Source organism: Aquimarina sp. MMG015 (assembly GCF_018100855.1).
GTDB lineage: Bacteria > Bacteroidota > Bacteroidia > Flavobacteriales > Flavobacteriaceae > Aquimarina > Aquimarina latercula.
On sequence record NZ_JAGJEB010000002.1, the window covers coordinates 77,543 to 89,827 of the forward strand.

Genomic DNA, 12,285 nt, shown 5'->3' on the forward strand with positions numbered 1-12,285 from the left:
ATTAGTTACTTTTATAGTTCAAACCATTGACCTATTATCGGCCACAAGATATCTTGATTTTTCTTTCTAAAAAAATCAAAATGTCCAATTGTTTTTAAATTGTAATCCGAAGGTTTTAAATGTTTTCTTGTAGTATGGGCGTTGCTGTATACTCTATCTGCAAGGATATCTACCGATTTTTTAGGAGCAAAAAGATCATCATCAATACTAATGAGTAACATAGATTCTTTTATCTTTTTATAATAAGTTTTGGAGCTACCTTTTGTAAAATGTAACATAGAATCAGGATGTAATAAAAAAACAGCCCAATCTTTTGCTGCTTTTGTGGTCAATGGTCTTCCTAGTCCAAACCAACCAGATGGATAATATCCTAAAACGGAAGTAGTGATTGGAACGAAGAATTTGAAATTTAAATATATTAAAAAACGCATTCTAGGAGTAAAATGTTTATAAAAACCAAATTGAGATCCTATGGTTATGTATTTATCATAGTATTGGAAAGCATCGCTAAAACCTACACTGTTTCCTCCATAACTATGCCCAACCATATATTGAGTGTTATTTGGAAATTTCGTTTTCACATAGTTAGAAACCGCATTAAAATCCATCGCCCAAGAGAAAAATCCGTGATTTTTTAAAGATTTAATGCTTTTAGAATTAGAAGAGCCAATACTGCGATAGTCAAATGTAAATACGTTGCATCCTTTTTCTGCAAGGTAATTGGCGATATTAAAATAAAACTTTTGGGGTACTGCAACTGCTGGTGCAAATACAATAGTTTTATTAGTAGGATTTTTTGGAACAAATTCATGAGCCGAAATAGGGTATCCATCGTTAGATTGAATAGTAAATGAGTTCATAATTAAGATTTTAGTATTATTTTTTCCATTCTAGAAACAGCGTTATTAACATATTTATGGTCATTATAAATACGCATTAATAAAATTCCACCTTCCAAATCTTGAACCATTTGTTCTGCCAGTGACAAGGTTTCTTCTTTAGGATAATTAGGAGCTAATAATAGTTGTAAACCAGCGATGAAGTCTTCAAAAAAATGTTTGATTTCATCTTTATAAATAGGATTTAAATGAGCAGTTTCTAAAGCTGTATTTGCCATAATACAGCCACTATGATCGTTTTTAAACATCTTATTAATGAGTCCGTGTATTTTTTGTAATTTTTGATCGATGGTTAAGGAGTTACTTTCAATTACTTTAAATAAAGTATGTTTGAAGTAACTGTTTACTGTAGCTAGGACCTCCTTTATTAATTGCTCTTTACTGTTAAAGTAGTAGTAAAAGTGAGATTTCTGAATTTCACAAGCTTTAGCTAATTCGCTCATACTGCTTTTGCAGATACCTTTTTCTCTAAGTATAGGGATTACTTTACTCAAGACTTCTGCTTTGGATGTTTTGGTTTTAGGCATTTTATTGAACGTTCGTTAAAATAATACATAAATATAGTTAGAATTATTTAATGCCATTGTTTATTTTTACTTAAAATTAAATTTATGAAGTTAACTGAAGAAGAGATATTGGAGCAATGTGCTAAAATGTGTAAGAATACGCTAATGGAAACATTGGATATTTCTTTTTGTGAAGTAGGTGAAGATTATTTGGTAGCAAAGATGCCTGTAACATCAAAAGTTCATCAGCCTGACGGTGTGTTACACGGCGGTGCTATGGTTGCGCTTGCAGAAAGTGTTGGTAGCGCAGCTTCGCATATTTTTTTAGATACGAAGGAGTATTATATTAGAGGATTAGAGATCTCAGCGAATCACGTAAAAAGTATAAGAGAAGGTTATGTATATGCTAGAGCAGAAATTGTACATAAAGGGAGAACAACTCAACTTTGGGATATAAAAATACGTAATGAAGAAAAGCAATTAATTTCGATTGTTAAGTTAACTACAATAGCATTAGCAAAATCTAGGTAATATGGATATTTTGGCATTATACCTGAAAATCCAATCCCATATGGATAGTCAACTGCCATTCGTAGTATATCGGAAGTCTCAAGAATTAACTATAAATTGTTTTCTGCAGAATGATAATAATTTATATGAAATCGATTCGTATAGTACCGCTGGTTTTGTTTTTGCTCCATTTGATAATAGGAAACAAGCGGTTTTAATCCCCAAAGAAAAAAGCACATATTACAGTTCCTTAGTTACATCAACTAACGAAATGTCAAAAGATATTCAAAAGGATATCTTGTTTACTAAACAGGATCTAAGTGCAAAAACAAAATATGTACAGCTTGTAAAAGATAGCGTACGTGCTATTAACGATGATCTTTTTAAAAAAGTAGTTGTTTCTAGAAGAGAAGAGGTTTCTTTTTCTAAAAAAAATCCTTTAGAAGTTTTTAAAAGATTGATTAATTGTTATCCAAATGCATTTGTGTATTTATGGTATCATCCTGCTGTCGGAACTTGGCTTGGTGCTACACCAGAAACTCTTATGACAATAAGAGGAAATGAATTTAACACGATGGCTTTAGCAGGAACTCAGCCTTATGTAGATTCTTTAAATGTGGAATGGGGAACAAAAGAAATTGAAGAACAAGCTATGGTTACGGATTTTGTTTTAAATAAACTCTTGCTAAAAATCAATAACATCAAAAAATCTAAAACCTATACGTATAGGGCCGGTTCCTTATTACATCTTAAAACAGATATTACTGGTGTTGTAAAAAATAAAGATTCTGATATTGATTCTATTATTGAAGGTATACATCCCACACCTGCTGTATGTGGTTTGCCTAAAGATTCAGCGAGATTATTTATTATAAATAATGAACCATATAACCGAAAATATTATACAGGTTTTTTAGGAGAATTGCTAATTAATCACGAAGGTAATGTTGTGTCCAACCTATATGTAAATCTTAGATGTATGGAAATAGACCAAGAGAAAGCTATTGTCTATATTGGAGGAGGAATTACTAAAGACTCTGTTCCAGAAAAAGAGTGGGAAGAAACTGTACGAAAAAGTGAAACAATGAAAAAGGTTTTGTATTAAAATACTTCAAAAGACTGGCTTTACTTGACACTATATTGTAATTTAGCCACTCGAATGAAGAAACGTTTATATTCCAAAATTCCTTTATCTCAAACCATAGTTGCTTTATGTGAAGCAAAAGGAATTTTACATGTGGTTATTTCTCCTGGATCTAGAAATGCTCCTTTGACAATTGGTTTTACGGAAAACCCTACTATGAAATGTTATAGTATTGTCGATGAACGATGCGCTGCTTTTTTTGCTTTAGGAATTGCACAACAGATAAAAAAACCTGTTGCATTGGTTTGTACTTCAGGGAGCGCATTATTGAATTATTACCCTGCAATTTCAGAAGCATTTTATAGTGATGTACCGTTAGTAGTATTAAGTGCAGATCGACCTATTGAACGCATTGATATTGGTGATGGGCAAACGATTCGACAAAAGAATGTATTTGAAAATCATATTTTATATTCAGCCAACTTATATTCAGAAATTGTTCCTGAGATTGAAATAGATGATATTAAGATAAAACAAAAACAGCATGAAGCCCAAAAACATAATGAGCGGGAGATTAATATAGCGCTTAATAAAGCTATAGAAAGAAATGGACCTGTTCATATTAATGTTCCTTTTTACGAGCCGTTATATGATACGATTACTCAACCAACAATAGTTCCTAAGAATATTCCTGTGGAGCACATAGAACAACGTATCTCTGATACGTTACGTTCTACCATGTTGAAGCAATGGAATATATCTAAACGTAAATTAGTATTGATAGGAGTAAACCCTCCTAATAGTATAGAAAAGGAGTTGATTGATTATTTAGCTAAAGATCCCTCGGTTTTAGTTTTGACAGAAACGACATCTAATATCCATCACGAAACACATGTAAATTGTATTGATCAATTAATTACCTCTCTAAGTGATAGTGAATTTAAAGCTTTACAACCGGATATATTATTGACGTTTGGAGGTATGGTAGTTTCTAAAAGAATAAAGGCTTTTTTACGAAATTACCAACCTAAAGTTCATTGGCATATTGATCAAAAGAAAGCCTATGATACATATTTTTGCTTAACGGAGCATATAAAAATGAACCCTAATATGTTTTTATCGGGTTTTTTACCGGATACAAAGATTATTGATAATGAGTATAAATCTTTTTGGATTGCAAAAAGAAATCAAAGAAGGGTAAGACACGAGAAGTATCTACAAGAAGTAGATTTTTCTGACCTCAAAGTGTTTGAAACGATGTTTGATCTTATTCCTAATGATCAGATGATTCAGTTAAGCAATAGTTCTACTGTTAGGTATGCGCAATTATTTTCATTGAACTCTTCATTTAAAGTATACTGTAATCGAGGAACAAGTGGAATAGATGGAAGTACTTCTACTGCAATAGGTGCAGCGGTAGCTTCAGAGGTTCCTACTACATTAATAACCGGTGATCTTAGTTTTTTTTATGATAGTAATGGACTGTGGAATGATTCTATTCCTTCTAATTTCAAGATTATTTTAATTAATAATAGTGGAGGAGGGATTTTTAGAATTTTACCTGGTAAATCTGAGAGCTACAATTTTAGTACTTATTTCGAAACAAAACATAGTTTAACAGCAGAGCAATTGTCTACTATGTTTAATTTTGAATATACCACTGTTCAAGGAAAAGATGAACTAAGACAAGCTATAAGAAATCTCTATAATAAGAACGACAAACCTCAATTATTAGAAGTTTTTACTCCTAGAAAAATGAATGATGGTGTTTTAATCGATTATTTTAAGCATTTTGTCTAAAAAAACAAGTTTATTATAATTTATAAATGAATAATTCATTTATAAATGAGTTATATTTGAGATAACATAATAAATTAACTAAAACCTAAAACATTATCACCTTATGAGTAAAAGAGACGAATTGATTACTAAGTACGCTGCGGATATTAAAGATAAAATTGGTCAAACTCCAGATATGGACTTTTTAACTAAAGTTACTATTGGTTGTGGACCTTCTATTTATAATAAAGATGCTGCTACAGTATCTGGGAGTGATCCTTCAGAATTAGAAACTGTAAAGAAAAATTTCTTAATTAAAAAGTTAGGTCTTTCCGATGGACCAAAGTTAGATGAGGCAATTGCTTCTGTTATGGATGCGTATGGGAAATCTAATAGAAATAAATATAGAGCAGTAGTTTATTATTTATTAGCAAAGCATTTTAAGAAAGAATCTGTGTACAAATAGAATAACAGATATTGAAAACAGAAAAGGTGTTCTTGATTGAGCACCTTTTTTTGTTTTAATATGATATATAGGAAGATTAAACAATTATCTTTGCGCAAAAATATAAAACGATGCTTAAGCTTGGTGAATATAACACATTGGAATTTGTAAGAGAGAGAGATCAAGGTGTCTATCTTAGTGATGATGATGGGAATGAAGTGTTATTGCCTAACAAATATGTTCCGAATCAGTTTATGATTAGAGACGAGATCAAAGTATTTCTTTACTTAGATCATGAAGAACGAATTGTCGCTACAACTTTAGAACCGTATGCTACGGTAAAATCATTTGCTTATTTAAAGTGTACCACTGTTTCAGATATTGGAGCATTTATGGACTGGGGGTTAGAAAAGGAGTTGTTTATACCTTTTAGAGAGCAAGCATCTAAGATGAGAATTGGAAGCTGGTATCTTGTTTATGTATATCTAGACGAGGAAACGAATAGATTAGTTGGGTCAAGTAAGACGAATGCATTTTTAGATAATTCTTTAGTTTTGTTATCTTCTTATGATGAGGTAGATTTAATTGCATCACATCCATCTCCTTATGGATGGAATATGATTGTCAATCAAAAGCATTTAGGTTTAGTGTATGAAGATGAAATTTTTCAAAAAATAACACCAGGAGATCAATTAAAAGGATTTGTGAAAAAAGTACGTCCCGATGGAAAGATTGATCTTACCTTGCAAAGACACGGATATCGTGCCATAGAACCTAATGCTCAACAAATACTTGATGAATTAAAGTCAAGTGGAGGATTTATTGATCTTAATGATAAGTCAGATCCTAAGGATATTAAAGATGTTTTTCAGCTGAGTAAAAAAAGTTTTAAGAAAGCTATTGGTTCTTTATATAAAGCGAAAAAAATAGTGATAGAAAAAGATGGTATTCGTTTAGTCGATTAGTTTCAATAATCCATTACTAAACATAGTTGTATTTTTAATACGTTAAAGGAATACCAGTCGCGGGGCAATATATTCCCGTATAAGTACTTGCATCCCTATAAGCATTGTTTTTAACACCTCCTTTTCCGCTATTATTAACGTTATATCCTCCATTACCTGTTATCGTAAATCTTAAATTATTTTGATTTTGATTTGTGTTATTAGGAAGAGAGAACGCATAATCGGATTGTATAAATTTATTTTCAGGAAGTAAAAGAATTGGTGTTTCGTTTTCAAGATGTTGTTTACGTAAATCAACGGATAAGTTGATCTCCATTAAAACGTAATTTCCAGTAGAAATTAACTCTCTTACATAAGATAAAGAAGGAGTTATTTCTTTATGTTCAAGCGTATATTGAGAGCTGTTATCCGCAATATGTGTATTCCAAGTTTCCCAATCAATTGTTAATGAGGGCTTTTCTTGTCCATAAGAGATAAGACCAATACAGCTTAAAAATAAGATAGGGAGAATCTTCATAGTAATTTCTAATTATCTGTTTTGTCTAAAATATCAAAAATCGTGCAAAACCTGTGTTAATTTATATGAAAGATGTAAAAATATTACTTTTTTAACTTGATTTAACTACTATAATGATGTAGCTGGATACAATATATTGTATTATTTTTGATAGCATAAAAAAAATATAATGAGTTCGATAAACTGGAAAACTGTAAAAGAATATCAAGATATAACCTATAAAAAATCAAAAGGTGTTGCCAGAATAGCATTTAATAGACCTAATGTTCGTAATGCTTTTAGACCAAATACAACTAGTGAGTTGTATGATGCTTTTTATGACGCTCAGGAAGATACGTCTATAGGAGTTGTGTTACTTTCTGCAGAAGGACCATCAACCAAGGATGGAGTGTATAGTTTTTGTAGCGGTGGTGATCAAAAAGCTAGAGGGCATCAAGGATATGTGGGTCAGGACGGAATGCATAGGTTGAATATTTTAGAAGTACAACGATTAATTAGATTTATGCCAAAAGTAGTAATTGCAGTTGTGCCTGGATGGGCAGTAGGAGGAGGGCATAGTCTTCATGTTGTTTGTGATTTAACATTAGCAAGTAAAGAACACGCTATTTTTAAACAAACAGATGCGGATGTTACGAGTTTTGACGGGGGATATGGATCTGCTTATTTGGCAAAGATGGTAGGGCAAAAAAAGGCTCGAGAAATTTTCTTTTTAGGAAGGAACTATTCAGCGCAAGAAGCATATGAAATGGGTATGGTTAATGCTGTTATACCTCACGAAGAATTAGAAGACACTGCATATCAGTGGGCTCAAGAGATATTAGAAAAATCACCTACTTCTATAAAAATGCTAAAGTTTGCAATGAATCTTACTGACGATGGTATGGTTGGGCAACAGGTTTTTGCAGGTGAAGCAACTAGATTAGCATATATGACGGAAGAGGCAAAAGAAGGAAGAAATGCCTTTTTGGAAAAAAGGAAACCTGATTTTAAAGATATTAAATGGATACCATAGGGTAAATGATTTTATAGAAATTTAGAATGCGAAATGAAAAATAAAGAAGACGAATTATTATCTGTACAATATAGGATTGAAAAATCTGGTATGAAACAACAGAAACTAGAAGATCGTCTTGTTTCTATATCCAAAGAGTTAAAAAGAAGTAAAAGGAATAGTATTGTTTTTATGATTTTGTTCTTTTTGGTAGTCATAGGGATGTCTTTTACTATGTATTATCTAAATCAGGATGGTTTTAATCCAGATTCTGATCAAGCACAGGACACGCCGGAGAATATAGATCAGATAAAAAAAATGAATGATTCTTTACAAGAAGAATTAATGAAACTAAAAACTGATATATCTGATTATAAGGAAAAATTGGGATCACGTGTTGATGGTAATTCTGAAATAGGTATTGATTCGGCTATGGTAGATAGCGCTCAAGACGTAATAGAAGATGATGCTAAAAAGCTAAAATTTAAAAAACAACATTGTTATGTGAAGAATGTGTTTAGAACGAATGGTGTTATTTTTATTGAAGCGGATTTTATTGAGTACTATAAAGGTAGAAAAGCAGTAAAAAAAGCTAAAGAAAACAATGACGCCGAATACGATATTGATAAAAATGGCGATACATTGTATTTTTTATATGATAATTACTATGTTTCTAATACAAATACGAAACTAAGAAGGTTAGAGCTAAATGATAAAGTTCGTATTCAGAATTTAAACCAAATTTCTAAAGGATTTCCTTTAAAAGCGTTTCAGAAAATTATCTCCGAGGATCCTATTATGATCTTAGAGATGAATGATGGAATCGTTTATAAAATAACCAAGCAAAAATTACCGTAAGCCTATAAAGTATCATTAAACCTCCATACCAATGCCAGATATTAAAAACGAAGATCTTTTATCATTGCATTATCAAATAGAAAAAGCTGAAGTAGAGCAACGAAAATTAGAAGATCTTCTTAATGACAAATCTGTTGAACTTAAACGGAATAGAGCATCTAAAATGATGCTTAAATTACTTTGTTCTGTTTTATTAATACTTACGATATCATTAATTGTTTATTTGGTGTTTTGGGTGGATAGAAATAATGGTGATGTTTTAGTAATGGAAAATAAGGAGTTCTCTTCCTTTCAGTCAGAAATTAACGGATTAAAAACACAACTTAATCAATTGAAAAGTGATCAGTCCGATTTAAATGACTTAAAAAACCTTTATATGTACAGAGATTTAATAAACAAGGATACTGTTTACTCTGTTCAAATTCAGTCATTTACGGATAAAAAAGTTTCTTTGGTTTCAGAAAAATTCACAAATTCTCTTGTGTATAGTGATACTTCTTACTATAAATTAAGTTTAGGGATTTTCGAAACACTCGTTGAGGCCCAGGAATTCAGAAAAATATTGCTGAAGTCTGGTGTTATTGATAAAAATATTTTCGTTATTTCTTACAAAGAAGGCAAACGAATCAAAATAGAAAATCCTTTTTAAGTAAACTGATTATCTTAACCGGGGAAAATTAGATGGATTTACCTCGTTCATTATTTCATACACCTTTTCAAAAATATCTTCTGTAGATGGTTTACTAAAGTAATCTCCATCTGTACCAAATGCTGGGCGATGTGGTTGAGCACTTAAAGTTTGCGGTTCACTATCTAAATATTGATATATATTTTGCTCATCAATAAGTTTGTGCAGTATATATCCAGTAGCGCCTCCAGGAACATCCTCGTCTATTACTAAAACTCTGTTCGTTTTAGCAATACTTTTTACGATATCGTGAGTTAGGTCAAAAGGTATAAGAGACTGCACATCAATTACCTCTGCGTTTATCCCTACAGATAATAGTTCTTTAGCAGCTTGCTCAACTAATCTTAGTGTAGAGCCATAAGAAATTAATGTAATGTCACTCCCTTCTTTTACTGTTTCTACAATACCTAATGGAGTTCTTATTTCAGATAAATTAGAAGGCATTTTTTCTTTTAGACGATACCCATTCAGACATTCTACAACAACAGCAGGCTCATCACTATCTAGTAGTGTATTGTAAAACCCTGCAGCCTTAGTCATATTTCTAGGAACAAGAATGTGAATACCTCTTAATAAATGAATCAATCCACCCATTTGAGATCCAGAATGCCATATACCTTCTAAGCGGTGTCCTCTTGTTCTAACAATTAGTGGTGCTTTTTGCTTAGCAAAAGTTCTATATCTTAAAGTAGCAAGATCATCACTTAGTCCTTGAATACAATAAAGTATATAATCTAAATATTGTATCTCCGCAATTGGTCTAAGGCCTCTCATTGCCATACCAATTCCTTGTCCAATAATTGTTGCTTCTCTAATTCCAGCATCAGAAACTCTGATTTCTCCAAATTTCTGTTGTAATCCTTCAAGTCCTTGGTTAACATCACCAATTTTACCACTATCTTCTCCAAAAATTAAAGATTCAGGGACTCTACTAAATATTTGATCAAAATTATCTCTTAATATTACTCTAGCATCTACTGTTTCTGCATTATCGGTATATTCAGGTTTTACTTCTTTTATTTTAGTAGCATTACTGTCAAAATCATTATATAGGTGATCGCTATATTTTGGTTGAATTTCGGCAATATAATTATTTATCCAATTCTGTAGAGCTGTCTTTTCGGCAAAATCTTCTTTAATTAAATATCGCAATGTTCTTCTAGTTGCTTCTAGAATATCTTTTCTTATTGGTTCATCTTTATCTGCCAATGTTCTTACAAGAGGAGAGATAAAGTTTTTATTTGCGCTTTTATTTTCTACTGCTTCTAATCTTATTAAAGCTTGTTTCTGCTCTTCTTTAATTTCAGAGATATAAGCATTCCAAGCATTGTTTTTTCCTTGTCTTACTGCTTTTTTACAAGATTTTTCTAGTTCCAATAATTCATCAGCTGTTGCGATATTGTGATCAATAATCCATTCTTTGAATTTCTTGTTACAGTCGTGCTCTCGTTCCCAGTTTAAGCGTTCTTCACTTTTGTATCTTTCATGAGAACCAGAAGTGGAGTGACCTTGTGGTTGAGTAAGTTCTTTTACATGTACAATTACAGGAATATGTTGCTCTCTAGCTAAATCTTCTGCTGTCTCATACGCATCCACTAAAGCGGGATAATCCCAACCATTTACAACAATGATTTCATAACCATCATGTTTTTCATCACGTCGGAAACCTTCTAATACTAGCGAAATATTTTCTTTAGTGGTTTGGTGTTTTGCATGAACAGAAATACCATATTCATCATCCCAAATACTAATTACCATAGGTACTTGTAAAACACCTCCTGCGTTTACGGTTTCCCAAAAAAGACCCTCACTAGTACTTGCATTACCAATAGTACCCCAAGCAACTTCATTTCCATTAATGGAGAAGTTAGTGTGCTCAGATACACTTTTTTCATTTCGATATACTTTTGATGCTTGCGCAAGTCCTAGTAATCTTGGCATTTGACCAGCTGTAGGAGAGATATCTGAACTAGAATTCTTCTGTTTTGTTAGATTTTTCCAAGATCCGTCTTCATTAAGACTATGAGTAGCAAAGTGTCCGCCCATCTGTCTTCCTGCCGCAAAAGGCTCTTTTTCAATATCCGTGTGCGCATACAATCCTGCAAAAAATTGTTCTACATTATATTGATCAATAGCCATCATAAATGTTTGATCTCTATAATATCCCGATCTGAAATCACCATCACGAAATACCCTAGCCATTGCTAATTGTGGTAATTCTTTACCTCCTCCAAAAATTCCGAACTTAGATTTTCCGGTAAGTACTTCACGACGTCCTAACAAACTACACTCTCTACTTGTTAAAGCGATTTTATAATCTCTAAGTATTTGATCTTTATATTCTTCGAAGGAAATATTAGGTGTAATAGTTGTTTCAGACTGCATGTGAACGATTTTTTACGGTTTGCAAATTTAGCGAAAATTCAAGCCAATTCCAAGATAAGAAGTATTAAATTTATTGAAGATAATTCATGTAAAATAGTATTTTATTGTTGAATTCTTTTTTTGAGTAATTATTTTAAGACCTGATTAACAAATATTCAAAATTTTCACATTTCTAGAAAAGAGGTTTAATAGGGTAGTGTGTTTGTACATTTTTCTTGTAGTATAATGATTTTTATGTACTTGATAATCAATTTGTTCTTTGATAGCTCGATGAGAGTATATGTTTTTGTAAATGTAGGAATTAAGGTTTATTATCTTTTTTTCCTACAAATCCAAAAAATAATATAACTTAGAAGAAATATTCGTTATCATTATTAATGTAATCGTGAATTTTTGAAGAATATAAAACTCACCGACATATTATTTTACCTTGCTTTTTCAGTAGTTATTATAATTACGACATTTTTTGATAGAAAATATTTGGCTTATGCTTTGCCCATAACTATGTTTTTTATAGGGGGGATATATATGTGTAATGTTAAGAAGTTCAATGTATGGTATCTGCTTAGCTTAGTTTCTATGATTTTCTGTGATGTTCTTATTTATACAGATTTCATTTATAACTTTTCCAGTATTTGTATTCTTACATCTTTATATT

The 12,285-nt window shown here is 31.6% G+C and carries 12 protein-coding genes; 8 read left to right on the forward strand and 4 right to left on the reverse strand.

Annotated elements, in window-relative coordinates; translation table 11 throughout:
• Positions 1 to 11 precede the first annotated feature (11 nt).
• Positions 12 to 860, reverse strand: a complete 849-nt coding sequence (locus J8L88_RS03645; RefSeq protein ID WP_211059977.1) for a serine aminopeptidase domain-containing protein — start codon at positions 858 to 860, stop codon at positions 12 to 14.
• 2 nt (positions 861 to 862) lie between these two features.
• A complete protein-coding gene (locus J8L88_RS03650; protein ID WP_211059978.1) occupies positions 863 to 1,426 on the reverse strand; it encodes a TetR/AcrR family transcriptional regulator in 564 nt (187 codons plus the stop codon).
• A gap of 84 nt (positions 1,427 to 1,510) precedes the next feature.
• On the opposite strand from J8L88_RS03650, the gene J8L88_RS03655 reads away from it, so the two are divergent.
• The 5 genes from J8L88_RS03655 (at position 1,511) to J8L88_RS03675 (ending at position 6,188) form a co-directional block, all read left to right on the forward strand.
• Complete coding sequence (locus J8L88_RS03655; protein ID WP_027391686.1) at positions 1,511 to 1,936, forward strand: PaaI family thioesterase; 426 nt, start codon at positions 1,511 to 1,513, stop codon at positions 1,934 to 1,936.
• Position 1,937: 1 nt separating this feature from the next.
• Positions 1,938 to 3,020 carry an isochorismate synthase gene (locus tag J8L88_RS03660; RefSeq protein WP_211059979.1) on the forward strand — a complete coding sequence of 361 codons (1,083 nt, stop codon included), beginning with the start codon at positions 1,938 to 1,940 and terminating at the stop codon, positions 3,018 to 3,020.
• 54 nt (positions 3,021 to 3,074) lie between these two features.
• Complete coding sequence (gene menD, locus J8L88_RS03665) at positions 3,075 to 4,799, forward strand: 2-succinyl-5-enolpyruvyl-6-hydroxy-3-cyclohexene-1-carboxylic-acid synthase (protein ID WP_211059980.1); 1,725 nt, start codon at positions 3,075 to 3,077, stop codon at positions 4,797 to 4,799.
• A 103-nt stretch (positions 4,800 to 4,902) separates the two neighbouring features.
• Complete coding sequence (locus tag J8L88_RS03670) at positions 4,903 to 5,244, forward strand: DUF2853 family protein (protein ID WP_027391683.1); 342 nt, start codon at positions 4,903 to 4,905, stop codon at positions 5,242 to 5,244.
• 110 nt (positions 5,245 to 5,354) lie between these two features.
• On the forward strand, positions 5,355 to 6,188 hold the full coding sequence (locus tag J8L88_RS03675) for a S1 RNA-binding domain-containing protein (RefSeq protein ID WP_027391682.1): 834 nt from the start codon (positions 5,355 to 5,357) through the stop codon (positions 6,186 to 6,188).
• 34 nt (positions 6,189 to 6,222) lie between these two features.
• Here the strand turns inward: J8L88_RS03675 and J8L88_RS03680 are convergent, their stop codons facing one another.
• The gene (locus J8L88_RS03680) at positions 6,223 to 6,705 is read right to left on the reverse strand and encodes a hypothetical protein (protein ID WP_211059981.1); all 483 of its coding nucleotides are present in this window, start codon (positions 6,703 to 6,705) and stop codon (positions 6,223 to 6,225) included.
• 169 nt (positions 6,706 to 6,874) lie between these two features.
• On the opposite strand from J8L88_RS03680, the gene J8L88_RS03685 reads away from it, so the two are divergent.
• From J8L88_RS03685 to J8L88_RS03695, 3 genes are read left to right on the forward strand one after another with little or no spacing between them, the layout of a single operon-like run.
• Complete coding sequence (locus tag J8L88_RS03685; RefSeq protein ID WP_211059982.1) at positions 6,875 to 7,717, forward strand: 1,4-dihydroxy-2-naphthoyl-CoA synthase; 843 nt, start codon at positions 6,875 to 6,877, stop codon at positions 7,715 to 7,717.
• Positions 7,718 to 7,750: 33 nt separating this feature from the next.
• On the forward strand, positions 7,751 to 8,554 hold the full coding sequence (locus J8L88_RS03690; RefSeq protein ID WP_027391679.1) for a hypothetical protein: 804 nt from the start codon (positions 7,751 to 7,753) through the stop codon (positions 8,552 to 8,554).
• Between the two features lie 31 nt (positions 8,555 to 8,585).
• Entirely contained in the window at positions 8,586 to 9,203 is a 618-nt protein-coding gene (locus tag J8L88_RS03695) for a hypothetical protein (RefSeq protein ID WP_211059983.1), read from the forward strand.
• A 9-nt stretch (positions 9,204 to 9,212) separates the two neighbouring features.
• On the opposite strand, the gene J8L88_RS03700 is transcribed toward J8L88_RS03695, so the two are convergent.
• Complete coding sequence (locus J8L88_RS03700) at positions 9,213 to 11,627, reverse strand: thiamine pyrophosphate-dependent enzyme (RefSeq protein ID WP_211059984.1); 2,415 nt, start codon at positions 11,625 to 11,627, stop codon at positions 9,213 to 9,215.
• Positions 11,628 to 12,285 lie beyond the last annotated feature (658 nt).